General features: G+C 64.9%; 18 protein-coding genes. 8 read left to right on the forward strand and 10 right to left on the reverse strand.

The window, feature by feature from the left end; genetic code table 11:
* The first annotated feature begins 8 nt into the window (after positions 1 to 8).
* The 4 genes from JL811_RS11380 to JL811_RS11395 all read left to right on the forward strand — a co-directional run bounded on the left by JL811_RS11380 (position 9) and on the right by JL811_RS11395 (position 4,416).
* On the forward strand, positions 9 to 152 hold the full coding sequence (locus tag JL811_RS11380; protein ID WP_202688741.1) for a hypothetical protein: 144 nt from the start codon (positions 9 to 11) through the stop codon (positions 150 to 152).
* 87 nt (positions 153 to 239) lie between these two features.
* Positions 240 to 1,241 (forward strand): type I glyceraldehyde-3-phosphate dehydrogenase, encoded by a 1,002-nt coding sequence (gene gap, locus JL811_RS11385; RefSeq protein ID WP_202688742.1) that lies wholly within the window; start codon positions 240 to 242, stop codon positions 1,239 to 1,241.
* 174 nt (positions 1,242 to 1,415) lie between these two features.
* A complete protein-coding gene (locus JL811_RS11390) occupies positions 1,416 to 4,121 on the forward strand; it encodes a cation:proton antiporter (protein WP_202688743.1) in 2,706 nt (901 codons plus the stop codon).
* 133 nt (positions 4,122 to 4,254) lie between these two features.
* Positions 4,255 to 4,416, forward strand: coding sequence for a DUF1127 domain-containing protein (locus JL811_RS11395; RefSeq protein WP_202688744.1), 162 nt, complete (start codon positions 4,255 to 4,257; stop codon positions 4,414 to 4,416).
* Between the two features lie 116 nt (positions 4,417 to 4,532).
* On the opposite strand, the gene coaD is transcribed toward JL811_RS11395, so the two are convergent.
* From coaD to JL811_RS11410, 3 genes are all read right to left on the reverse strand, one after another.
* Entirely contained in the window at positions 4,533 to 5,024 is a 492-nt protein-coding gene (gene coaD / locus JL811_RS11400; protein WP_202688745.1) for a pantetheine-phosphate adenylyltransferase, read from the reverse strand.
* A gap of 125 nt (positions 5,025 to 5,149) precedes the next feature.
* A complete protein-coding gene (locus tag JL811_RS11405; protein WP_202688746.1) occupies positions 5,150 to 5,584 on the reverse strand; it encodes a CBS domain-containing protein in 435 nt (144 codons plus the stop codon).
* A gap of 50 nt (positions 5,585 to 5,634) precedes the next feature.
* Positions 5,635 to 6,540, reverse strand: coding sequence for a LysR family transcriptional regulator (locus JL811_RS11410; protein ID WP_202688967.1), 906 nt, complete (start codon positions 6,538 to 6,540; stop codon positions 5,635 to 5,637).
* A gap of 133 nt (positions 6,541 to 6,673) precedes the next feature.
* Between JL811_RS11410 and JL811_RS11415 the strand changes: the two genes are divergently transcribed.
* The 4 genes from JL811_RS11415 to mmsB all read left to right on the forward strand — a co-directional run bounded on the left by JL811_RS11415 (position 6,674) and on the right by mmsB (position 11,443).
* Positions 6,674 to 8,173: a CoA-acylating methylmalonate-semialdehyde dehydrogenase gene (locus JL811_RS11415; protein ID WP_202688747.1), complete on the forward strand. Its 1,500-nt coding sequence runs from the start codon at positions 6,674 to 6,676 to the stop codon at positions 8,171 to 8,173.
* Positions 8,174 to 8,394: 221 nt separating this feature from the next.
* Positions 8,395 to 9,540, forward strand: coding sequence for an acyl-CoA dehydrogenase family protein (locus tag JL811_RS11420; protein WP_202688748.1), 1,146 nt, complete (start codon positions 8,395 to 8,397; stop codon positions 9,538 to 9,540).
* Entirely contained in the window at positions 9,537 to 10,574 is a 1,038-nt protein-coding gene (locus JL811_RS11425; RefSeq protein ID WP_202688749.1) for an enoyl-CoA hydratase/isomerase family protein, read from the forward strand. The genes JL811_RS11420 and JL811_RS11425 overlap by 4 nt, the downstream gene beginning before the upstream one ends.
* The gene (mmsB, locus tag JL811_RS11430) at positions 10,571 to 11,443 is read left to right on the forward strand and encodes a 3-hydroxyisobutyrate dehydrogenase (RefSeq protein WP_202688750.1); all 873 of its coding nucleotides are present in this window, start codon (positions 10,571 to 10,573) and stop codon (positions 11,441 to 11,443) included. Before JL811_RS11425 ends, mmsB begins: the two co-directional genes overlap by 4 nt.
* A gap of 41 nt (positions 11,444 to 11,484) precedes the next feature.
* Here mmsB and uvrA read toward each other — a convergent pair whose 3' ends face one another.
* The 7 genes from uvrA to JL811_RS11465 form a co-directional block, all read right to left on the reverse strand.
* A complete protein-coding gene (gene uvrA / locus JL811_RS11435; protein WP_202688751.1) occupies positions 11,485 to 14,367 on the reverse strand; it encodes an excinuclease ABC subunit UvrA in 2,883 nt (960 codons plus the stop codon).
* Positions 14,368 to 14,469: 102 nt separating this feature from the next.
* Positions 14,470 to 15,645: an MFS transporter gene (locus tag JL811_RS11440; protein WP_202688752.1), complete on the reverse strand. Its 1,176-nt coding sequence runs from the start codon at positions 15,643 to 15,645 to the stop codon at positions 14,470 to 14,472.
* 149 nt (positions 15,646 to 15,794) lie between these two features.
* The gene (lpdA, locus tag JL811_RS11445) at positions 15,795 to 17,189 is read right to left on the reverse strand and encodes a dihydrolipoyl dehydrogenase (RefSeq protein WP_202688969.1); all 1,395 of its coding nucleotides are present in this window, start codon (positions 17,187 to 17,189) and stop codon (positions 15,795 to 15,797) included.
* Between the two features lie 94 nt (positions 17,190 to 17,283).
* Positions 17,284 to 17,856 carry a DUF924 family protein gene (locus tag JL811_RS11450; protein WP_202688753.1) on the reverse strand — a complete coding sequence of 191 codons (573 nt, stop codon included), beginning with the start codon at positions 17,854 to 17,856 and terminating at the stop codon, positions 17,284 to 17,286.
* A 175-nt stretch (positions 17,857 to 18,031) separates the two neighbouring features.
* Positions 18,032 to 19,294 carry an MFS transporter gene (locus tag JL811_RS11455; protein WP_202688754.1) on the reverse strand — a complete coding sequence of 421 codons (1,263 nt, stop codon included), beginning with the start codon at positions 19,292 to 19,294 and terminating at the stop codon, positions 18,032 to 18,034.
* 268 nt (positions 19,295 to 19,562) lie between these two features.
* Positions 19,563 to 20,621, reverse strand: a complete 1,059-nt coding sequence (queA, locus tag JL811_RS11460; protein ID WP_202688755.1) for a tRNA preQ1(34) S-adenosylmethionine ribosyltransferase-isomerase QueA — start codon at positions 20,619 to 20,621, stop codon at positions 19,563 to 19,565.
* On the reverse strand, positions 20,618 to 24,112 hold the full coding sequence (locus tag JL811_RS11465; RefSeq protein ID WP_237684929.1) for a DUF3971 domain-containing protein: 3,495 nt from the start codon (positions 24,110 to 24,112) through the stop codon (positions 20,618 to 20,620). The genes queA and JL811_RS11465 overlap by 4 nt, the downstream gene beginning before the upstream one ends.
* Positions 24,113 to 24,187: the final 75 nt, after the last annotated feature.

Raw genomic sequence — 24,187 nt, forward strand, 5'->3', positions numbered from 1 at the left:
GGAGCACGATGACAGACCGGATCGCCCTGGGGCTTGGCCTTCTGATCGTTCTGGCGATCGGTCTGGATATCACCGTGAATGACGGCGCCGCATTGCTGTTCCTGATGCGGAAATTCGCTGATTTGCTGGAATATCTGTCCTTCTGGCGCTGAACGGCGCATGCTGCGCTTGAACTTTTCGCGAATTTCGCGATGTTAGCGCTAGCAGCGGGGTCAACCGCCTGAGCAAGGGAGAGTTCCATGACCGTCAAGGTTGCCATCAACGGATTTGGCCGCATCGGCCGCAACGTGCTGCGCGCGATCATCGAATCGGGGCGCACCGATATCGAGGTGGTCGCGATCAACGATCTGGGGCCGGTGGAGACGAACGCCCATCTGCTGCGTTTCGATTCTGTGCATGGCCGGTTTCCCGCCACGGTGACGACGACCGCAACCACCATTGATGTGGGTCGCGGCCCGATCGAGGTCAGCGCGATCCGCAATCCCGCCGACCTGCCCTGGGCGCATGTCGATATCGTGCTGGAATGCACCGGCATCTTCACCGACAAGGACAAGGCGAAGATCCATCTGGAAAACGGCGCAAGCCGGGTTCTGGTCTCGGCCCCTTCGGCCGGGGCGGACAAGACCATCGTCTACGGCGTGAACCATGACACGCTGACCAAGGACGATCTGATCGTCTCCAACGCCTCCTGCACCACCAACTGCCTGTCGCCCGTCGCGCAGGTGCTGCATCAGGCGGTGGGCATTTCCAAAGGGTTCATGACCACGATCCACAGCTATACCGGCGACCAGCCGACGCTGGACACGATGCACAAGGATCTGTATCGCGCCCGCGCCGCCGCCTTGTCGATGATCCCGACCTCGACCGGGGCAGCCAAGGCCGTGGGGCTGGTGCTGCCGGACCTGAAGGGGCGGCTGGACGGGGTGGCGATCCGTGTGCCGACGCCCAATGTCTCCGTCGTCGATCTGGTCTTCGAGGCCGCGCGCCCGACCACGGTGGAAGAGATCAACGAGGCGGTGAAGGCGGCGGCGGCGGGCCGGTTGAAGGGCATTCTGGGCGTGACCGACCAGCCCAATGTCAGCAGCGATTTCAACCATGACCCGCGCTCCTCGATCTTCCATCTCGATCAGACCAAGGTGCTTGAGGGCAATATGGTCCGCATCCTCAGCTGGTATGACAATGAATGGGGGTTTTCGAACCGCATGGCCGATACCGCCGTGGCCATGGGCAAGCTGATCTGAGGCCAAGGTGATCTGAGAGCAGACCGGTCCGGGACTTCCCGCTGCCGGTTTTCCGGGCAAGAGGCCGTCCTGCGGGGCGGCCTCTGACATTGTGCAACACTCCGTGGCGGATTCGTCACAAAAGGTGATTCCGCCGCCCTTCCGGTTCGCGCGCTGCGCGATTAGTTTTACTCCATGGATCTTGTCATCATCCTTTCGGTGCTTGCGGCATTTCTGGTGCTGATCGCGCTCAGCGAGCCCTTGGCGCTGCGGCTGCGTGTGCCGCAGACGGTGGCGCTGGCCGGGATCGGCATTGCCATTGGCGCCGGGGCCGCCTTCGTTTGGACCACGGATTACACCGATTTGTTCAACCCGTTGGCACTGGCAATCCTGAATTTGCCGATCCGGTCGAACGTCTTCCTTTATGTCTTCCTGCCGACGCTGATCTTTCAGGTCACGCTGTCGCTGGATCTGCGGCGGATGCTGGATGACTGGGTGCCGATCCTGACACTGGCAGTTCTGGCGGTGGGGGTGGCGACGGTGGTTGTCGGCTTCTCGCTTTATCCGCTGGGAACATTGCCCCTGACGGCCTGCCTGCTGATCGGGGCCATCGTATCGACAACCGATCCTTCGGCGGTCGTCTCGATCTTCCGTGCGACACCGGCGCCGCAGCGTCTGGCGCGGATCGTCGAAGGCGAAAGCCTGCTGAACGATGCCGCCGCCATCGCGCTGTTCGGTCTGTTTCTGGGTCTGGCCTCGATCGGCGTGGAAAATCCCAGCACCGCCGAGGCGCTGTGGAGTTTTCCGGGGCTTTTGATCGGCGGCGGCATCATCGGCTGGCTGGCCGGACTGGTTACGCTCTGGCTGGTCAAGCGGCTGGTCACCTTTCCACTGGGCCAGATCTCGGTCACGGTCGCCCTGCCCTATGCCGCCTATATCCTGTCGGAACAGGTCTTTGCGGTGTCGGGCGTGGTCGCGGTGGTCTCGGCCGGCCTGACGGTCAACCTGCTCGCCGCCGGTTTCGTTTCACCTCCCGCGATGGCCAAGCTGCGCGACACATGGGATCTGTTGGCCTATTGGGCGGGGGGGCTGATCTTCGTGCTGGCCGCGATCCTGATTCCGCGACTGATGGCCGATGTCACGGTTCAGGATCTGGGGCTGATCCTTGTCACGGTGTTGGCCGCCTTCGTGGCGCGCGCGATCATCCTCTTCGGTCTTATGCCGCTGCTGTCGGCGGTGCGCGCCTCACCGCGGGTTGAGCCGCGTTACCGGGTCGCGATTCTCTGGGGGGGCCTGCGCGGTGCGGTCACGCTGGCGCTGGCGCTGGCGGTGACGGAAAGTTTCCGCATCCCGCCCGAGATCAAGCGCGAGGTCGGCATCATTGCGACCGGGTTCACGCTCTTCACCCTGATCGTGCAGGGGACGACGCTGCGCTGGGTCATTGCGAAACTGGGGCTGGACCGGCTTTCCGCGCTGGATGTCGCGCTGTCACGGCAGGTCGTCGCGGTGGCGCTGCAGACGGTGCGCGAACAGGTCGCGGAAACTGCCCGTGATTTCGGCCTGTCACGCGAAATCGTGCGAGATGAGGCCAAGCGCTTTGCCGCGCGGCTGGACGATGCGGTGGACAAGGCCGACCTTGAAAACGAAATTCCCGACCGCGACCGCATCACGCTGGGGCTGATGGCGCTGGCCGGGCGCGAGCGGGATCTGATCCTGGAGACCTTCCGCGATCAGGTGATCCCGCCGCGCCTTGCCGACCGGATGCTGACCAATGCCGACCGCCTGCTGGAAGCAACCCGCGCGGGCGGGAGAAGCGGCTATCGCACCAGCACGCGTCGTGCGCTCAGCGGCGGGCAGACGCTGCGCAGCGCAGAATGGCTGCATAACCGTCTGCGCCTGTCGCGCATGTTGACGCGGATCACCGCCGACCGGTTCGAACTGATCGTGACGACGGGGCTGATCCTGCCGCAACTGCATGAATTCATCAATCACCGCATCCTGCGCATCCATGGCCGTCGCGTGGCTGATCTGCTGCATGAGCTGGTGAACCGGCGGCAGGAGGAAACCCAGAAGGAACTGGACGGCCTGCGCCTGCAATATCCCGGCTATGCCGAGGATATGGAACGCCGCCTGATCCGCCGCACCGCGCTGCAGCTGGAAGAACGCGAATATGACCAGTTGACCGAGGACGGGCTGATCGGGCCGGAACTGCGCTCGGCGCTGGCAGGTCAGATCGGCATCCGCCGCGAACGCCTGTCCGAACGCCCCCGGCTGGACCTGCGGCTGCAAAAGGCCGCCCTTGTGCGGCTTTTTCCGCTGTTCGCGGATATGGAGGAACGCCCGCAACGCGATCTGGCCCGTCGCCTGCGCACCGTCTATGCCGCGCCCGGCGATGTGCTGATGCGGCGCGATGACCGCGCGCGGCGGGTCTGGTTCATCGCCTCGGGCGCGGTCGAGGTCGTGACCGCGACCAACAAGCAGCGCCTTGGCCGGGGTGAGATGTTCGGTCAGCTGGCGATGCTGGCGCGCACAAGGCGGCGCGCACAGGTCACCGCAATCACCCATTGCACGCTGCTGGCGCTGGAGGAGGCGCGCTTTCTGGATCTGATGCAGCGCAATGCGGCGGTGCATGAGGCGGTGCTGGAAAGCGCAGCCCGGCGCGGCGTCAAGCTTGACCTGCCCGGAATGCTGCAGGCGACGCAACGGCTGGCCAACCCCGCTGCCCCTGCGGCCACCGCCACGGCATCTGAACCCGCATCTGACCCGGCATCTGACACGGATGCCGCTGACAACTCCGGGGTTCCGGCAGAGCCGAAGGCAGACCCCGAGGCCGAACCCGTCACCCCCGGCGAACCCCGCAAGGAGGGCAGTCCGGGCAGCCCCCCCGCCTCTGCCGCCTGATCACGGCGCAGCCATGCAGCCCGTGCAAGGCAGCGCGGCAGGGCTGCGTATTGTGCCCGGCCCCGCCTGCACTCATATCTGTCGCGTGATCCCGGGCATCCGGCCCGGACACCGATGTATGTGAGGAAAAAGCATGAACTCCCTTCTCAACAGCCTGAAAACCGCCCTGCGCAATCATGCGCGCTATGTCGCGACCCGGCATGAAATCGAACGTATGCCGCTGGATGTGGCGCTTGATCTCGGGATCTTCCGCGAGGACGCCCATAGCATCGCGAGAAAAGCGGTCTGGGGCTGACGCCCTTTCACTTTGGTAAAAATACCTCGGGGTGAGCGGCAAAGCCGCGAGGGGCTGCGCCCCTCCCCCGTTCCGGCTCACCGCCCCGGACCGGTTCGCCCCGCCCCGGTGAACGCTCAGCCGTATCGCGCGACCAGCGCTGCGGCTACGGCGGGTGGCACGAATTTCGACACATCCCCGCCCAGCCGTGCGATTTCCTTGACCAGTTTCGAGGCAATCGCCTGACGGCGCGCATCGGCCATCATGAACACCGTCTCGATACTGGCATCCAGCGCGCGGTTCATGCCGACCATCTGGAATTCATATTCGAAATCGGCCACCGCGCGCAGACCGCGCACGATCACGCTTGCGCCCACATCGCGGGCGCAGTCGATCAGCAGATTTTCGAACGGATGCACAAGGATCTCACCGCCGGTGCGCGCCACGATGCCCGCGCATTCCGCCTCGACCATCGCCACCCGTTCCTCCAGCGAGAAAAGCGGCGCCTTGTCGCGATTGATCGCTACGCCGATCACCAGCCGGTCCACCAGTTGCATCGCGCGCTGGATGATATCGGTATGACCCAGCGTGACCGGATCGAATGTGCCGGGATATAGACCGATGCGCATGGGGGCCCCCTCTCTGGATGGCGGTCACGCAACATTATTGCGCGTGGCTTTGCAAGGCCAAAACGCCGCCCCGCCACCCGGACCCGGCCCCCTGCGGCCCTTCCGGTACGGCGGGATGGCCAGGGTCAGAACCCCTTGATCATGCCTTCCAGCGCATCCTTTTCCATCGCCAGTTCCGACAGGCGCGCGGCCACGACATCGCCGATGGAAATCAGCCCGATCATCGCCTCGCCCTGCATCACCGGCATATGGCGGAACCGGCCATCGGTCATCTTGCGCAGCACCCCGTCCGTGGTATCGCCCGGCGCACAGCCCACGATCTTGGCCGTCATCACCGTATCAACCCGGTCGGACAGGCAGTCCGTGCCGCGTTGGCCCAGTTCCCGCACGATATCGCGTTCCGACAGGATCCCCGCGACGCTGCTGCCGTCAGGTGACACGATCACCGCGCCGATCCGGCGTTCCGCAAGCAGTTTCACCGCCTCGGCAATCGTGCTTCCGGGTTTGATCGTGACCACGCCCCCGGTGGACTTGGCCGACAGGATCTGCTGAACAAGCATGACAAACTCCTCCATTCCATGACAAAGGGTCGGACGGGTGCGACATTCTGTCAAGGGTTTGATCCGGCGACGAGCGATTCAAGCCGATGCACCTCACGCCGCACCCCCTGCACCAGAAGATCGGCAAACCGGTTCAGCCGCTCGGCCCGCCCGTCATCGGCATGGCGGATCAGCCAGAAACTGCGTGTCAGCTGCACCTCATCGGGCAGCACGCGCATCAGTTCGGGCGCGGCGGGCAAGGCGAAATCATGCACCATTCCGATCCCCGCCCCGGCGCGCAACAGGTTGAGTTGCACCGAGACCGAGTTCGACGACAAGGCCAGCCGCCCGCCCGCCAATTCGCCCAGATAGTCGAGTTCCCGGTCAAAGATCATGTCAGGGATATAGCCCACGATGGCGCGCCCCTGCAGATCGGCCCGCCCCCGGATCTCCGATCCCGCCGCCAGCCAGTCGCGTGAGGCCGCCAGATGCAACTGGTAATCGCTCAGCTTCTGCACGGTCAGCCGCCCCGTCTCGGGCCGTGACACACCGATGGCCATATCCGCCTCGCGCCGCGACAGGTTGAAGACGCGCGGCAGGGCGACGATCTGCACTTCCAGCCCCGGATTGGCGGCACAGATCCGCGTCAGAACCTGTGGCAGCAGGTAATTGGCGCAGCCATCCGGCGCCCCGATGCGGATCTGCCCGCGCAGGCCCGTCGAGGCGCCGCGCAGATCCTCGGACGCCGCCTCCAGCGCCGCCTCGGCCCGGGTCGCATGCTCCATCAGGCGCGCGCCCGCATCGGTCAGGGCATAGCCCTGCGGCGATTTCAGGAACAGGCGCTGCTCCAGCGCGCTTTCCAGCCGCGCGATCCGCCGCCCCAGCGTCGCCGGATCCAGCCGCAGGATCTTGCCCGCCCGCGTCAGGCTTTCGGCCCGGGCCACCGCCAGAAACAGGCGCAGATCGTCCCAGTCCAGTTCCCCCATCCCCATCACCCCGGTCATGCCTGCATTTTTGCAAAACGCTTTTGGGATATTGCCTCTTTATCGGGTATTTCTGCAAGACTATCCTGCCCCCGACCCCAAGCGGGACCATCGAGGAGGATATGTCATGGAAGAACTGGGCCACTGGATCAACGGCAAGCGCGTCAAGGGAACATCCGGGCGCTTCTCCGACGTCATGAACCCCGCCACGGGTGAAGTTCAGGCCCGGCTGGCGCTGGCCTCGAAGGCCGAGCTTGACGCCGCCGTCGAGGCCGCCGCCGCCGCCCAGATCGCCTGGGGCGCCACCAATCCGCAGCGCCGCGCGCGCGTGATGATGGCGATGGTCGGGCTGATCAACCGCGACATGGACAAGCTGGCCGAGGTGCTGAGCCGCGAACATGGCAAGACCTTTCCCGATGCCAAGGGCGATATCCAGCGCGGGCTGGAAGTGATCGAATATTGCATCGGCGCGCCGCAACTGCTGAAGGGCGAGTTCACCGACAGCGCCGGCCCCGGCATCGACATGTATTCGATGCGCCAGCCCTTGGGCGTTGCCGCCGGGATCACGCCCTTCAACTTTCCCGCGATGATTCCCTTGTGGAAAATGGGCCCCGCCCTGTCCGCGGGCAATGCCTTCATCCTCAAACCCTCGGAACGCGACCCCTCGGTGCCCCTGATGCTGGCCGAACTTTTCAAGGAGGCGGGCCTGCCCGATGGCGTGCTGCAGGTCATCAATGGCGACAAGGAATCGGTGGATGCGATTCTCGACAATCCGGTGATCCAGGCCGTGGGCTTTGTCGGTTCGACCCCGATCGCCGAATATATCTATGGGCGCGGCTGTTCCAACGGCAAGCGGGTGCAATGTTTCGGTGGCGCCAAGAATCACATGATCATCATGCCCGATGCCGATCTGGATCAGGCCGCCGATGCGCTGGTCGGGGCAGGTTACGGGGCGGCGGGTGAACGCTGCATGGCGATCTCGGTCGCGGTGCCGGTGGGGGATGCGACCGCCGATGCGCTGATCGAACGGCTGATCCCGCGCATCGAAAAGCTGAAGGTCGGCCCCTATACCGCCGGAAACGATGTCGATTACGGCCCTGTCGTCACCAAGGCCGCCAAGGAAAACATCCTGCGTCTGGTCAATCGCGGCGTCGAACAGGGCGCAAAACTGGTCGTCGATGGCCGGAATTTCAGCCTGCAAGGTTATGAGAACGGCTTCTTCGTCGGCGCCCATCTTTTCGACCATGTGACGAAGGACATGGATATCTACAAGACCGAGATCTTCGGCCCCGTCCTGTCGACGGTGCGCGCGCAGTCCTATGAAGAGGCACTTGGCCTTGCCATGGACCATGAATATGGCAATGGCACTGCGATCTTCACCCGCGACGGCGACACCGCCCGCGATTTCGCCAGCCGCATCAATATCGGCATGGTGGGCATCAATGTGCCGATCCCGGTGCCGCTGGCCTATCACACCTTCGGCGGCTGGAAGAAATCGGGCTTCGGTGATCTCAATCAGCACGGCCCCGATGCCTTCCGCTTCTACACGCGCACCAAGACCGTGACATCGCGCTGGCCCAGCGGGATCAAGGAAGGATCAGCCTTCAATTTCAAGGCGATGGACTGACCAGAACCCAAACCGCGCCGCGCCCCCCCCTTTCATCTGTTCCCAAATATCCCGGGGGGAGGCGCGGCACGCGCCGGGGGGCAGCGCCCCCCCTTCTGCCCTCGCTCGGCCCTTGCAGGGGGGGACCGGCAGGGGCGAGGGCCGCACAGGCCCATCCCTGCAACATCCTTGCAAGAATGGCACCCTAATCCCCACTATGGATGACAGGCGAGGAGACCCAGATGGACATCACCCTGAGCGAGGAAGCCGCCGCGATCTTCGAGATGGCGCATCAGTTCGGACAGGACCGCATTGCCCCCCATGCACGGGACTGGGAAAGCGCCGGAACCATTCCGAAAGAGCTTTGGCCCGAGATTGCCGCGCTTGGCCTTGGCGGGCTTTATGTGCCCGAGGACTGGGGCGGTTCAGGCCTGACGCGGCACGATGCAACGCTGGTCTTCGAAGCACTGGCCATGGCCTGCCCCGCCGTCTCGGCGTTTCTGTCGATCCACAACATGTGCGCGGGCATGATCGCCCGCTTTGGCTCAACCGAGGCCAAAGAGGCATGGCTGCCGCGCGCCTGTTCGATGGAAACGGTGTTTTCCTATTGCCTGACCGAACCCGGATCGGGCTCGGACGCGGCGGCGCTGCGCACCCGGGCGGAACGGACCAATGACCGCTGGATCTTGAACGGCAGCAAGGCCTTCATCTCGGGTGGCGGCTATTCGGATGCCTATATCGTCATGGCCCGGACCGGCGGCGACGGGCCGAAGGGCATATCGGCCCTGATCGTCGAGGCCGGGGCGACGGGATTGTCCTTCGGCGGGCTGGAGGACAAGATGGGCTGGCGCGCGCAGCCCACCAGACAGGTGCAGTTCGACGATTGCGCCGTGCCGAAGGAAAACCTGCTGGGTGAGGAAGGCCGCGGCTTTGCCTATGCCATGGCAGGGCTGGATGGCGGGCGGCTGAATATCGCGGCCTCGGCCCTTGGCGGCGCACAGGCGGCACTGGACGCGACGCTGGCCTATATGGCCGAGCGCCGCGCCTTCGGCCAGCGCCTGCAGCAGTTTCAGGCGCTGCAATTCCGTCTGGCCGATCTTGAGGTTAAACTGCAGACCGCCCGCATCTTTTTGCGCGCGGCGGCGACGCGGCTGGATCAGGGCGCGCCGGATGCGCCGAAATACTGCGCCATGGCCAAGCTTTATGTCACCGACCGCGCGTTTGAAGTGGCGAATGACTGCCTGCAACTGCATGGCGGTTATGGCTATCTCGCCGATTACGGGATCGAAAAACTGGTGCGCGATCTGCGGGTGCATCAGATACTTGAAGGCACGAATGAGATCATGCGCCTGATCATCACCCGCGCGATGCTGGCCGAACGGGCATGAGCGATATCCATATCCGGATAGAGGGCCGCGCGGGCCGGATCACGCTGAACCGGCCGCAGGCGCTGAACGCGCTGACCCATGCGATGTGTCTGGCGGTGGATGCGGCGCTGTGTGACTGGCGGAACGATCCCCGCGTCGATCTGGTTCTGATTGATGCCGAGGGCGACCGCGCCTTCTGTTCCGGCGGCGATATCGCGGAAATGTATGCCAGCGGGCGGCGTGGCGATTACGGCTACGGCCGCCGCTTCTGGCGCGACGAATACCGCATGAATGCGCGGCTGGCGCGCTATTTGAAACCCGTGGTCAGTTTCCTGCAGGGGTTCACCATGGGCGGCGGGGTCGGTCTGGGCTGTCATGCGCAGGTCAGGATCGTCGGGGAAAGTTCACAGATCGCGATGCCGGAATGCGGCATCGGCCTTGTGCCCGATGTCGGCGGCTCGATGATCCTTGCCTGCGCGCCGGGGCGGATCGGGGTCTGGGCCGGGGTGACGGGGGCAAGGCTGGGGCCTGCCGATGCCATCACGGCGGGTTTTGCGGATCGTTTCGTGCCCATGGCCGACTGGCCCGCGCTCAAATCCGCGATGATCGCCAGCGGGGATCCTGCATCCCCGTCCCTGCCCCCGCCCGCAGGACGGCTGGCGGATCTGCGCCCTGAAATCGACCGGCATTTCGCCGCCGCCAATCTGGCCACAATCGCCCGCAGCCTTGCCGGTGCCGACAGCGCCTTCGCGCTTGACGCAGGCAAGGCAATGGCGCGCAATGCGCCCTTGTCGATGGCCTGCACGGTTGCGATGCTGGACCGGCTGGGCAGCAAACCCACGATCCTTGCGGCGCTGGAGATGGAATACCGCTTCACCCATCGCGCGATGGAACGGGCGGACTTTCTGGAAGGCATCCGTGCAGCCATTATCGATCGCGACCGCAACCCGCATTGGCGTCACGCCGGGCCAATGGCCGTGCCGCAGGCCGATATCGACGCGATGCTGGCGCCGCTTGGTGTGGAATGCTGGACTTATTCGGAGGAGAGAGCATGAAGATCGGATTCATCGGACTGGGCAATATGGGCGCGCCCATGGCCGCCAATCTGGCCGCTGCGGGGCATGAGGTGACGGGGTTCGATCTGACCGCCCCCTGCCCCGACGGCGTTACCCGGGCCGTCAGCGCGGCCGAGGCCGCCACCGGGGCCGCGGTCGTCATCACCATGCTGCCCAATGGCGCGATCCTGCGGGCCGTTGCGGCGCAGATCCTGCCCGCGATGGACCCCGGCGCGGTGCTCTGCGACTGTTCCACCGTCGATGTTGAAAGCGCGCGTCAGGTTGCGGCGGATGCGGCGGCGGCGGGAAAATCGGCGCTGGATGCCCCGGTTTCGGGCGGCACCGGAGGCGCGGCGGCGGGCACGCTGACCTTCATGGTCGGTGGCCCCGATGCGGCCTTTGCGCAGGCCGAGCCGCTGTTTTCCGTGATGGGCCAGAAAGCCGTGCATTGCGGCGATGCAGGGGCGGGACAGGCCGCCAAGATCTGCAACAACATGATCCTTGGCGTCACCATGATCGCCACCTGTGAGGCTTTTGCGCTGGCCGACAAGCTGGGCCTTGACCGGCAGAAGATGTTCGATGTCGTCTCAACCTCGTCAGGCTATAGCTGGACAATGAACGCCTATTGCCCCGCCCCCGGTGTGGGGCCGAAATCGCCCGCAGACAATGGCTACAAGCCCGGTTTCGCGTCGGAACTGATGCTCAAGGATCTGGGACTGGCGCAGCAGGCGGCAATTGCGGCGGATGCCGATACCCCGATGGGCGCTGCGGCACTGGAACTTTACCGCCGCTTTGTCGAGGATGAGGACGGGCGCGGTCAGGATTTTTCCGCCATGCTGCCGCGTTTCGCCACCAAGGGGCGCGGCTGAACGACACCTGCACCCCCTCGGATAGCCGGCACGCGCCCCTCTTATTCGGCCGCGTGCCGCTTCGGTTTCAGCATATCGCCCAGATAGCGCCCGGTATGGCTGTCGGCGACCTGCGCCACAGCCTCGGGCGTGCCGGTTGCCACGATCCGCCCGCCGCCATCACCGCCTTCGGGGCCAATGTCGATGATCCAGTCGGCGGTCTTGATGACATCCAGATTATGTTCGATCACCACCACCGTATTGCCCTGCTCGACCAGTTCATGCAGCACTTCCAGCAGCTTGCGCACATCCTCAAAATGCAGGCCCGTGGTGGGTTCATCCAGAATATACAGCGTGCGCCCGGTCGCCCGGCGTGACAGTTCCTTGGACAGTTTCACCCGCTGCGCCTCACCGCCCGAAAGCGTCGTCGCCTGCTGGCCGACCTTGATATAGCCAAGGCCCACCTGACACAGCGCATCCATCTTGTCGCGGATTGACGGGACAGCGGCGAAAAACTCCAGCGCATCCTCACATGTCATATCAAGAACATCGGCGATGCTTTTGGTCTTGAATTTGATTTCCAGCGTTTCGCGGTTGTAGCGCCGGCCTTTGCAGGTCTCGCAGGTGACATAGACATCGGGCAGGAAATGCATCTCGATCTTGATGACGCCATCGCCCTGACAGGCCTCACAGCGCCCGCCTTTGACGTTGAACGAAAACCGGCCCGGATTGTAGCCGCGCGCCTTGGATTCCGGCAGGCCCGCGAACCAGTCGCGGATCGGGGTGAAGGCGCCGGTATAGGTGGCGGGGTTCGACCGGGGCGTGCGCCCGATGGGACGCTGGTCGATGTCGATCACCTTGTCCAGATGTTCAAACCCCTTGATCGTCTCACAAGGGGCAGGCGTTTCCCGCGCGCCATTCAGCCGCATCGCGGCGGTCTTGAACAATGTCTCGATGGTCAGGGTGGATTTGCCGCCCCCCGAAACCCCGGTCACACAGACGAATTTCCCAAGCGGAAATTCGGCGGTCACCTCCTGCAGATTGTTGCCCGTGGCCTTGACCACCGTGACCTTCTTGCCCGATCCCTTGCGCCGCACCTTCGGCACCGCAATTTCGCGCGTGCCCGACAGATACTGCCCGGTCAGGCTGACCGGATCGGCGGCCACTTGCGAAGGCGTGCCATGACTGACCACCCGGCCCCCATGCACCCCCGCGCCTGGGCCCATGTCAAACACATAATCGGCCTCGCGGATCGCATCCTCGTCATGTTCGACGACCAGAACCGTATTGCCCTGATCGCGCAGGTTTTTCAGCGTGGTCAGCAGCCGGTCATTGTCGCGCTGATGCAACCCGATACTGGGTTCGTCCAGCACATACAGCACCCCCGTCAGCCCCGACCCGATCTGGCTTGCCAGTCGGATCCGCTGACTTTCCCCCCCCGAAAGCGTGCCCGCATTGCGGCTGAGCGTCAGGTAATCGAGGCCGACATTCACCAGAAACCCAAGCCGTTCGCGGATTTCCTTCAGGATCGCGCGGGCGATCTCATTCTTCTGATTGGTCAGATTGCCGGGCACAGTGCCGATCCAGGCATGCGCCTCGCGGATCGACATCTGCACCACCTGCCCGACATGCAGCAGGCTGTCCGCATCTCCCTTGGCCGGGCCGATCTTCACCGCCAGCGCCTCGGGCTTCAGCCGGTAACCGCCGCAGGAGCCGCAGGCGCGGTTGTTCTGGAACCGCTCCATATCTTCACGGCTCCAGGCGCTATCGGTCTCGCGATAGCGGCGTTCCATGTTGGGGATGACCCCTTCGAAGACACGGCTGACCTGATAGATCCGCCCCCCTTCATCATAGCGGAAGGGAATCTCCTCTTCGCCCGAGCCATAGAGGAACAGCTGCTGCACATGGGCGGGCAGGTCTTTCCACTTGGTCTTGCGGTCGAATTCGTAGTGTTTCGCAAGGCTTTCGATGGTCTGGGTGAAGTAAGGCGATTTCGATTTCGACCAGGGCGCGATTGCGCCCTGAAGCAGGCTCAGCCCCTGATCGGGCACGACCAGCCGCTCATCGAAAAACAGTTCCACCCCCAGCCCGTCACAGACCGGGCAGGCCCCGAACGGCGCGTTGAAGGAAAACAGCCGCGGCTCGATCTCGGGGATGGTGAAACCCGAAACCGGACAGGCGAATTTCTCGGAAAATGTCTTGCGCTCGGGCTCCCCCTCTTCCGGTGCGGTTTCCAGAATCGCAATTCCGTCGGCAAGGTTCAGCGCGGTGCGGAAACTGTCGGCCAGCCGCGTCCCGATCCCGTCGCGCACCACGATCCGGTCCACCACCACGTCGATGTCATGACGAAATTTCTTGTCCAGCACCGGCGGATCGTCAAGGTCGTGAAAAGCCCCGTCAACCTTGATGCGCTGGAAACCCTGTTTGCGAAGCTCCAGAAATTCCTTGCGATATTCGCCCTTGCGGTCGCGCACGATGGGGGCCAGCAGATAGGCGCGCGTGCCTTCCTCCATCGCCATCACCGCATCGACCATATCCTGCACCTGCATCGCCTCGATGGGCTGGCCGGTGGCGGGGGAATAGGGCGTGCCGACGCGGGCAAAAAGCAGCCGCAGATAGTCATAGATTTCCGTCACCGTGCCGACAGTGGACCGCGGGTTTTTCGAGGTGGTTTTCTGTTCGATGGAAATCGCAGGCGAAAGGCCAGAAATATGGTCCACATCCGGCTTGCCCATCATGTCCAGAAACTGCCGGGCATAGGCGCTCAGGCTTTCGACATAACGCCTTTGCCCCTCGGCATAGATCGTGTCGAAGGCAAGGCTGGACTTGCCAGACCCCGACAGCCCGGTGATGACCACAAGCCGGTCGCGCGGAATGTCCACATCGACGCCCTTGAGGTTATGCTCGCGCGCGCCGCGCACCTCGATGAACTTCTGCTCGGCCATGATCTGCCCTCACCGTTTCCAGTTCCGATAGATAGGCGAGGCGCGCTGAGTCTCCAACCCGGAAACGTGAACGATTGGTGAACATTTGCAGGCTCGGCGAAATTATTCCGGGTGCCGCCGCCGGAATGCCAGCCATTGATGCAGCGCGATCCCGGCAAGGCTGGGTAATGCGACGAAAAGCGCCAGCCCCGCCGCCCCCTGCGACGCGATCAGGGCCGCCAGCAGTGGCGTGCCGGTGGTGGTGCCCAGATTGCCAAGCTGCGCCACCGCCCCCGCCGCACGGGCGCGATCCTCGGCCCCGGGGTTCAGTTGCGGAATGGCCGCGAAACTTGCGCCTTGCACCACGCCCAGACTGGCGGCCAGCAGCAGCGCCGCCGCGACCATCGCCATCGGCCAGCCGGGAAAGACCCAGATCATCGCGGCGCCCAGCACCGCCACCGCAAAACCGCCCTGCACGATCCGCACCGCCGGAAAACGTGACAGCAGCCAGACCCCAATCGTCAGCGACACGACGATCGAGACCAGCGGCATCATCGCCGCGACAAATCCCTGCCAGCCGCCGCCCACCATCGGCGGCAACAGTGTCAGCAGGGCAACATAGGTCAGGGTATAGCAGCAAAACCCCAGCGCCGGGGCCGCGACAAAAGCCGAGGCATAGATCTGCCCATGCTGACGCAGCAGCACCGGCAGGCGCAGCTCCGGCAGGCGCGCCGGTGCCTCGGGCGGCAGAAGCAGCCGGACGGCAAGGGCGAACACCGCCATATAGGCGGCATGGGCCAGAAACAGCGCCCCATTGCCGAAGCGATCCGCCAGCGGCAGGCCCAGTGTCGCGGTGATAGCGAATGACACGGCAAAGAAACTGGACCACAGCGTCATCGCCAGCCCCTGAAAGCGCAGGGGCGCCACCTGCGCTATCATCACCGGGGCGGCCACGACGATGGCCAGATGCGAAAATCCCTCGGCCACGCGCAGCGGCAGCATCAGCGCCAGCGGTGGCATCGGGGCCTGCAAGGCCGAGAACAGCGCGGCCAGCGCCAGCGCCCAGACCAGAACCCGGCGCGATCCCAGACCCTGCACCATCAGCCCAGCCGTGGTGCCGAAGATCAGCCCGACCAGCCCCACGACCGAGACGACAAGCCCCAGAAGAACCGCACCCGCCCCCGGATAATCCAGCGCGATCCGCTCAAACAGGACCGACACCTTGCCGAACTGCGCCGCCGCCCCAAGGCCCGCGCCCCAGAGAACAAGAATGACCGGCAAAGGCGATGTGCTGCGCATGGTGCTGACCTAGCGCGCGCCACCCAAGGATGCCACGCCCAAAACGAAAGGGCGAGAAAATTCCCCCGCCCCCTTTTCATCTTGGCCGAAATACCTTGGAGGGTGAGGCGCGAACCGTGCCGAGGGGGGCAGCGCCCCCCTTCCCCCGCTTACATATGAATCGCGCGGCCGTAAGCGTCCAGAACCGCCTCATGCATCATCTCGCTCAGCGTCGGATGCGGGAAAACGGTTTCCATCAACTCGGCTTCCGTCGTCTCCAGCGTGCGGCCCACGACATAGCCCTGAATCAGTTCGGTGACTTCCGCACCGACCATATGCGCGCCCAGCAATTCGCCGGTCTTGGCGTCAAACACGGTCTTGATCAGCCCTTCACTTTCACCCAGCGCAATCGCCTTGCCATTGCCGATGAAGGGGAAGCGGCCGACCTTGACCTTATGCCCCGCCTCTTTCGCCTTCGCTTCGGTCAGCCCGACGCTGGCAACCTGCGGATGGCAATAGGTGCAACCCGCGATGGAATTCGGCTTGATCGGATGCGGATGCCCGCCCGCGATCAGTTCGGCGACCATCACGCCCTCATGGCTGGCCTTATGCGCAAGCCAGGGCGCACCCGCGACATCGCCGATGGCATAAAGCCCCTCGACCCCGGTGCGGCAGAATTCATCGGTCACGACATGGGTGCGGTCAATCTTGACGCCCAGCGCCTCAAGCCCCAGCCCCTCGACATTGCCGACGATGCCCACGGCCGAAATCACGGTGTCGAACTCCGCCGTCTCGGTCTTGCCATTCGCCTCAAGATGCGCGGTGACCTTGCCGCCAGCCTTGTCGAGCTTCTTGACCGTGGTCTTTTCAAGGATCTTCATCCCTTGCTTCACAAAGGATTTCTTCGCAAAGGCCGAGATTTCGGCATCTTCCACCGGCAGCACGCGGTCCATCACCTCAACCACCGTGGTGTCAGCGCCCAGCGTGTTGAAGAAGCTGGCAAATTCAATGCCGATAGCGCCCGATCCGATGACCAGAAGTTTCTTCGGCATCCGCTTGGGCTGCAGCGCGTGCTTGTAAGTCCAGACCAGATCGCCATCCGCCTCAAGCCCCGGCAGTACCCGCGCCCGCGCGCCGGTGGCAAGGATGATCGCCGGCGCGGTCAGCTCTTCGCTGCCCTTGTCGGTCTTGACCGAAACCTTGCCCTTGGCGGGGATCGTCGCCTCGCCCATGACCACGGTGATCTTGTTCTTCTTCATCAGATGGCCGATGCCACCTGAAAGCTGCTTGGCCACCCCGCGCGAGCGCGCGACCACTGCATCGAGATCATAGCCGATCCCGTCAGCCTTCAGCCCGAATTCCTTGGCGCGGTGCATCAGGTGGAACACTTCCGCCGAACGCAAAAGCGCCTTGGTCGGAATACAGCCCCAGTTCAGACAGATGCCGCCCAGATGCTCCCGTTCGACAATGACCACGGATTTGCCCAGTTGCGCCGCACGGATCGCGGCCACATAGCCCCCCGGACCCGAACCGATCACCACCACATCAAAGCTTCTGGCCGCCATCATTCCCTCCCTCAAAAAAGTGGTTTACCCTTAAACCAACCCTTCGCACCGAGCAACAAAGCCAGAGGCGCAGGGCCATGCAGTCAACGCATAGCTAGCTCCGCATTTCCTTGACAATGGCCGCATAGGCCCCGGCATCAAGAAAGTCCTGCTCGGCCGGAGTCGTCTCGCGCCCCAACGCGGCATTGCGGAAGGGAAAGCGGCCAAAGCGGCGGATGATCTCCTGATGCGCCCGGGCATGCAGCGCAGGTTCGGCCCCGGTTTCGGGCATGCGCGTCGACAGATAGTCGACCGCCAGCGCCTGATCTGCCATATCCTCGGAATGTTCGAAGGGCAGATAGAAAAACTGCCGCTCGGGCTCGGGCACGCCCAGATCCCAGCCTTCGGCAACAGCCTTGCGCGCCGCCGCGCGGGCCATGGGATCGGTCGCGAAAGCCTCGGCCCGGCCGCGATGGATATTACGGGAAAACTGATCGGTGATGATCAGAAAGGCCAGCGTTCCGGCGGGGCCGTCAATCCAGTGATCCAGCCCACCCGCATGCGCCGCCTGCCACAAATCGCCGAACCGGTCGCGGATGGTCGCGTCGATTTCCTCGCCGCCCAGATACCAGCCTTCGGGGCCGGTTTCCTCCAGCCAGAACTCCAGAACCTCGACCGGATCGGACATTGCCGCGCCTCCTTGTGCAAAAAGCGCGCAGGGTTGCGCGCCGCCGGAAGGCCAACCTGACAGGTTTGGCATGGGCTGACAACGCTGGATAAGCGGCCCGATGCGGGACCGGTATAGGGGCCCGCGCGGGACAGACCCGCCCCGCCCCTCCACGCCGCCGCGTCGGGTTATGGCCTCAGTCCATCGGGCGCGGCGGGGTCTGGCGTGTTTGTTCGACCTCGCCTTCGCCCATGGCGGCAGTGGCCACGATGGCCGTGGCCGAAGGGGAAACCGCGGTGAAGGCTGCGGTTGCATCGGGCGTCTGACGACGACGCGTCATCCGCCAGGCGGCATAGGTGGCAAGGAAGGCGAACAGCACCGACATGTAAAGGAAGAAGCCCCGGGGTCCGACCTCACTCATCAGCCAGCCGGTGATGACCGGACCGGCAATCGCCCCCAGCCCATTGATGAACAATAGCCCTGCCGAGGCCGCCGCCATATCCGATTTCTCAAGATAATCGTTCACATAGGCGAGGATCAGCGAGTAAAGCGGGTTCGAGATCCCCCCCGCCATCGCCCCGATCACCAGAAGCACTGCAAAGGGCGCGTCCCAGATCACCGGAACCGACAGCACCACCGCGCCCAGAACCGCCAGCCACAGGATCACCGTGCGCCGGTCGATCCGGTCTGACAGCCAGCCGATGGGGTATTGTGCGATCAGACCGCCGACATAGATGCCCGCGATGAAGATCGAGATGTCCCGCACGCTGAGCCCCGCCTGCGATCCCCAGACCGCTGCCATGCCGAATTGCGCCGAAAAGACGCCGCCCAGCAGGAACATCCCGACACATCCAAGAGGTGAAGCGTGATAAAGCCGTTTGAAGGACAGCGGCTTTGTTGACTCGAATGAAGGCGCGGGACTGACCGACAGAAGGATCGGTGTGAAGGCCAGCGAGACCAGCACCGAGGGAATGATGAACAGGATGAATCCCGACGGATCGCCAAGGTTCAGCAAACCCTGTGCCGCGATGATCCCGATCATCTGCACGATCAGGTAAAGCGACAGCGCCTGCCCCCGATTTTCATTGCTGGACGCATTGTTCAGCCAGCTTTCGGCGGTGATATAGACGCCTGAAAAGGAAAAGCCGATCAACACGCGCATCAGCGACCATGCAATCCAGTTGGGTGCCACCGCATAAAGGATCAGCACCGCCGAAATCAAGGAACCCAGCGCCGCAAAGACCCGCACATGGCCCACGCGGCGCAGCATTTCCGGCACCATGCGCGACCCGAACAGGAAGCCCACGAAATAGCAGGACATGACCACCGAAAGCTGGAAGGTCTCCATGTTTTCCAGCCCGCCCCGGATGCCCAGCAAGGACCCCTGCATGCCGTTGCCCAGCATCAGCAGCATCATCCCCAGCAAAAGTGGCCAGGTGGATCGCAGCACGGTCAGCATCGGGAAGTCCTTTCAGGGGGGCAGGTCACTTTGGACGAAACGGGTTAATATTTTGCCGCGTGATCCGGGTATCCCGAAATCGCGGCCTTCCAACGCAGCGCGCTATCCTAATTGCGCGACAGGGAGAAGGCAAAAGCAGGTGATGCGACCCGGCGAAAACACGTCTTCATCGCCCATTTGCGACGGTTTGACATGCTGTCGCGAAATGGCCCCTTGCGACAGGTGCTTTTCCGCTGTCGGCGCGGTTCGCTTTGCTGCGAATCCGGCGTTACGGTTCGCCCGGCAACAACAGGGACGCATCGCCATAGGAAAAAAAACGATAGCCTTCGGCCACCGCATGGGCATAAGCATCACGCATCCGCTCTTGTCCCATGAGGGCAGCGACCAGCATCAGAAGCGTCGATTTCGGCAGGTGGAAATTCGTCATCAGCCCATCTGTCACGCGGAAACGGTAACCGGGATAGATGAAGATATCCGTCTCACCGCGCCAGGGCTGCATCTGCCCCTGCGCATCGGCAGCGGATTCGATCAGCCGCAGCGCGGTTGTTCCCACCGCGATCACCCGCCCCCCCGCCGCGCGGGTCGCGTTGATCTGCCTTGCGGCCTCGGGCGTGACCTCCCCCCATTCGGCATGCATCCGGTGGGTCGTCACATCCTCGACCTTCACCGGCAGGAAGGTTCCCGCACCGACATGCAGCGTGACCTCGGTCAAGTCGACACCCGCCGCGCGGAGCGCCGCCATCAGACCGTCATCGAAATGCAGGCTGGCCGTGGGTGCGGCCACCGCGCCGGGGGTGCGGGCAAATATGGTCTGGTAATCCTCATGATCCTGCGCATCAGGGGCACGTTTCGCGGCGATATAGGGCGGCAGCGGCATCTGCCCGGCCTCTGCCAGTGCCGCATCGAAATCGGAGCCTTCCAGATTGAAGACCAGCCGCAGATCGGTTTCGCCACGCTCGGCTACCTCGGCCTGCAGTCCCGCGGCAAAGCGGATCACCTCGCCTTGTGCCAGTTTGCGCAGGGGCCGCGCCAGCGCGCGCCAGCCCCCTGACGGGTCGGGCTGGGTCAGCGTCACCTCGATCCCGGCCACGGCCTCCCCCTGCGGGGTCATGCGGTGGCGCCGCCCCTCAAGGCGCGCGGGGATAACACGGGTGTTGTTCAGCACAAGAAGGTCACCGGGGCGCATCAGGCCCGGCAGATCGGAGACATGCAGATCCTGCATCCCTGCCGGACCGACAACCAGCATCCGTGCCGCCGGGCGCGGGCGGACGGGGCGTGTCGCAATCAGGTCTTCCGGCAGATGGAAATCGAAATCATCCAGTTTCACGGCGTGCTGCCCTCCGGGCTGGCGGATGGGGCCGCCCCGGGCGGCGGTGAAGGCTGCGCTTGTGGTGGCGGCGGGCGGCGGAAGATCTCGCGGAACATGCCCGGGGTCAGGATCGACAGCGGGTTGACCGAGACCGCAGGCTGCGCCGCCGTGCCGCCGACCCGGTAGGAAAACCCGAACAACCCTTCCCCCCGCCGCGTGAAGATCGACCCGATCGCGTTGAGCATGTAGACCGGCGAGATGACCCCCTGAAGGTCAAGCCGCCCCCCTTGTGTGTAATAGATCCCGTCCAGCGACAGGCCCAGCGAGGCCCCGACCGCGGAGCCACTGGTGATGCGGATCGCATCGGGCGTCAAGCTGAACTCGGCCTCCGCCTCGGAAAACAGCAGGCCCGTGCCGTTCATCTGTTCCAGGAGACCCACGACCGAGATGGCCGACAGCATTTCGGCCAGCGCAGGCAGGTTTCGGATCGCCAGATTGGTCATTTTCAACGTGCCGTCATAGTCCCCCGCAGGGCCGCGCGGCTGCAGCACCAGATCCATCTCGCCGCCGCGCGCATTGGGAAAGATCCGCGCCGCCGAAAACACCGCCCCCGCATTGACCGACCGCACCCGGATCGCCGTGCCCCGGCCCGCCACCGGAACCAGCGTGCCGAAAACTGGGGCCTGCCCGTTGACCCCGGCGGTGAAATCACCCGAAAGCCCCCCGGCCATGGGTGACAGGTTGCTGCGGAACGCCGTCAGCCGGATCGCATCGGTCAGGGCAAGTTCATCCAGCGCCAGCGTGACCGGCGGGGCGGTGCTGCCCGATCCGCCCGTATTGCCCGCCGCATTGCCTGCCGCCCGCGACCGGGTCAGCCCCCGGATATCCAGACGCCCGCCGGTCAGCGCGATGGCAGGCGTCCGGCCCTGCCCCCGCCCGGTCAGTTCGACCGTCGCATCCAGCCATTGCCCGATCCGCAAAGGCGCGAAACGCGCGGTTTGCAGCCCGCCCCCGGGCGCCAGGGTCACCGTTCCCGCCGCCGTCAGCCCCGCCGCCTCGATCCGCAACGCCTCAACCCTTGCGGGCTGCCCCAGCGCCGCCACGATCTCCAGCCGTCCCCGCGCGCCTGCGGGTTTCGACCAGCCCAGCGGCGGCAGCGCCATCCCCAGCCCCGCAAGATCCGAGACCAGCAGCAGCGCAGGCGGCTCGCCCCGGCGCAGCTCGATCGTGACATCGGCCTGCCCGCGCCCGGAAATCAGACCCGCAGGCAGCGCGATCCCCAGCCTTGCCACCGTTTCCGGCGAAAGCTCGATCTGCCCTGACAGGGTTGAGCGTCCGACATGTTCAGGCCCGAATTGCTGCCGGAACGCCACATCGAAGGGCACCCCGTCCAGTTGTCCCGGTCCGGTGATCTCAAGCCCTTCCTGCGTCGCCGCAACATTCAGCGCCGCCGCCTCGACCACCCGGCCCGGCACCAGGCGGTCCGAACGGAACCCCGCGATCCGGGCATCGACGTCCAGTTCCAGCTCATGGATACGGATGCCCTTGATCAGCGGCATGGTCAGCCGGATCCGCGCCTCGGCCTGCCCCTCACCCAGATCGACCGGCAGGCGCGCCTTGGTCATGATTTCGAAAGGCGGGCGGTCCAGCAGCGACAATGCGGCCACCAGACCGCCCCGCGCCACCACGTCGACATCGGCAATGGCGGGGCGCTGCGTCACGTCGCGCACCTTGAACACCGTGTCCGAGACGTCGATCCGCCCGCCCCCCGGCGCGGTGACATGGCCCTGCTGCACCACCTGCATATAGCTGCGATTCTCGATCACCGCATAGCCGCGCCCCTCCTCGACTGGGGGCAGGTTGCGCAGGAAACGCAGCGCGCCCCCGGTGAAGTCATAGCCGACCCGGATCTGCGGTTCGGCCCCCGGTGCCAGACGCAGGGCCGCGCGGACATTGGACACCTCCCCCTCGCGCAGGTTCTGGACCAGCCAGTCCCGTGTGCGTGGCGCCAGCCGTGAGGGCCAGAGCGCCAGCAGCCGGTCATGAGTGATGCGGTCCAGCCCCAGATCCAGCCCCACCTCCCAGCCCGCAGCGCCTGCGGTGACGCGCCCGTCGGCAACCAGCCGGTTGCCCGCGACGGTCAGCGCAATCTGCCCGATTTCCACCCGGAACGGATCAAGGCGCAGCCTCAGGTCCAGCGCCCCTTCACCCAGCAGCAACGGTTCTTCCAGCACGTCCTGCGCGTCCAGTCGCAGACTGTCGATGCGGATCTGCGCCAGCATCTCGGCCGGGATGCCGGCATTGGCCCCGGGCAGATAGGCATGGCCCCCCGCCGCCAGCGACAGATCCGGGCTTTCCACCCGGAATTCGTGCAGATCCAGCCTTTCGCGCTGCGGGTCATAGCCCAGAAACAGCCCCGCGCTGTCAAAGGCCACCGGCTCGATCCCGTCGATCGGGCGCAGGGCCCCCGGCCCCAGCGACAGTTCCGCCTCGAAGGAACTGATCTGCCCCATGCCATCCAGTGCCGAAGCGATCCGCCCCGAGATCGGCGCATCCAGCACCGAAAGGAAGGTCAGCGGCGCAAGTTGTGAGGCCAGATCAGCCGCCGCCACCCTTTCAACCGCCGCCGTAAACCGCGCGGCACTGTCGGATTTCTGCGCCACCAGCGTCACATCCGCCCGCGCCCCGTCCCCATCCAGCAGCGACAGGCTGGCCTGCACGGCAATCTCATCCGCGCGATTGTCCAGACGCAGCCGCCCGTCGCCCAGATCCCAGCGCCGCCCGGCCAGACGATCATCGAAACGCAGGCTCATCGCTTCGGCCTCGATCCCGCGCAACTGCCCCAGCGCCGGATCGGCAAGCACCGCCGCCAGCGCGTCGATCAGCGATCCGATCCCGGCGGCGGGCAGCGTGCTGGCGCGTGCCTCAAGCCCGAAATCGAAGCGCCCGTCGGGCAGGCGCCGCAGATTGACACGCGGCCCGATCAGGCGCAGGCCCGCCAGACGCACCCTGCCCGACAGCAGCGCCGATCCGTCAAAGATCATTCGCGCCTCGGGCACGACCAGAACCGCATCGCCGCCCCGGCGCAGCAGGCGCAGGTCTTCCAGACGCAGGCGCGGCACCCAGTCGCGATCCACCCGCAAGACCGCCCCGCCCAACGAGACCGCCGGCGGCACCACACCCTGCGGCTCAAGCGCCGCGACAAGGCTGCGGTTCACCCGCGCCTCGGCCTCAGCCACCGCCCAGACCGGCAGCGGGATCGGCCTTCCGGTCAGCGCAAGGCCCGCAAAGACGACAAACAGGGACAGAAAGATCAGGACCGGCAGCACCCAGAAGGCCGACCGGGCCGGGCGTGGCGCGCGCGCCTTGCGCGGAGGGCGGGTGGGGCCGGACGCAGGCGCAGCTGCGGACACCGACAGATCCGCCCCGGCATCCGGCTGTGCCGCGCCCTCGGTCCGTGCCGTGCTGTCCTGCGTCTGATCGCCCATTTCACCCCTGACCCGAACCATTTGGTTCCGGCATGGCTTTAACTTTGACAAAAGGCAACTAGAACACCAAGCATCCCTCTCCAACAGGCAAGGAGC

Origin of the sequence: Szabonella alba (genome assembly GCF_016765775.1) — a bacterium.
In the GTDB taxonomy this organism is placed as follows: domain Bacteria; phylum Pseudomonadota; class Alphaproteobacteria; order Rhodobacterales; family Rhodobacteraceae; genus Szabonella; species Szabonella alba.

What these genes read in the sequence shown, in the direction of transcription:
- JL811_RS11380 (WP_202688741.1), top strand. Translation starts at nt 9, where the DNA reads ATGACAGACCGGATCGCCCTGGGGCTTGGCCTTCTGATCGTTCTGGCG.
- mmsB (WP_202688750.1), top strand. Translation starts at nt 10,571, where the DNA reads ATGAAGATCGGATTCATCGGACTGGGCAATATGGGCGCGCCCATGGCC.
- coaD (WP_202688745.1), bottom strand. Translation starts at nt 5,024, where the DNA reads ATGCGCATCGGTCTATATCCCGGCACATTCGATCCGGTCACGCTGGGT.
- JL811_RS11440 (WP_202688752.1), bottom strand. Translation starts at nt 15,645, where the DNA reads ATGCGCAGCACATCGCCTTTGCCGGTCATTCTTGTTCTCTGGGGCGCG.
- JL811_RS11425 (WP_202688749.1), top strand. Translation starts at nt 9,537, where the DNA reads ATGAGCGATATCCATATCCGGATAGAGGGCCGCGCGGGCCGGATCACG.
- JL811_RS11395 (WP_202688744.1), top strand. Translation starts at nt 4,255, where the DNA reads ATGAACTCCCTTCTCAACAGCCTGAAAACCGCCCTGCGCAATCATGCG.
- JL811_RS11420 (WP_202688748.1), top strand. Translation starts at nt 8,395, where the DNA reads ATGGACATCACCCTGAGCGAGGAAGCCGCCGCGATCTTCGAGATGGCG.
- JL811_RS11455 (WP_202688754.1), bottom strand. Translation starts at nt 19,294, where the DNA reads ATGCTGACCGTGCTGCGATCCACCTGGCCACTTTTGCTGGGGATGATG.
- uvrA (WP_202688751.1), bottom strand. Translation starts at nt 14,367, where the DNA reads ATGGCCGAGCAGAAGTTCATCGAGGTGCGCGGCGCGCGCGAGCATAAC.
- JL811_RS11405 (WP_202688746.1), bottom strand. Translation starts at nt 5,584, where the DNA reads ATGCTTGTTCAGCAGATCCTGTCGGCCAAGTCCACCGGGGGCGTGGTC.
- JL811_RS11390 (WP_202688743.1), top strand. Translation starts at nt 1,416, where the DNA reads ATGGATCTTGTCATCATCCTTTCGGTGCTTGCGGCATTTCTGGTGCTG.
- JL811_RS11450 (WP_202688753.1), bottom strand. Translation starts at nt 17,856, where the DNA reads ATGTCCGATCCGGTCGAGGTTCTGGAGTTCTGGCTGGAGGAAACCGGC.
- JL811_RS11465 (WP_237684929.1), bottom strand. Translation starts at nt 24,112, where the DNA reads ATGGTTCGGGTCAGGGGTGAAATGGGCGATCAGACGCAGGACAGCACG.
- gap (WP_202688742.1), top strand. Translation starts at nt 240, where the DNA reads ATGACCGTCAAGGTTGCCATCAACGGATTTGGCCGCATCGGCCGCAAC.
- lpdA (WP_202688969.1), bottom strand. Translation starts at nt 17,189, where the DNA reads ATGGCGGCCAGAAGCTTTGATGTGGTGGTGATCGGTTCGGGTCCGGGG.
- JL811_RS11415 (WP_202688747.1), top strand. Translation starts at nt 6,674, where the DNA reads ATGGAAGAACTGGGCCACTGGATCAACGGCAAGCGCGTCAAGGGAACA.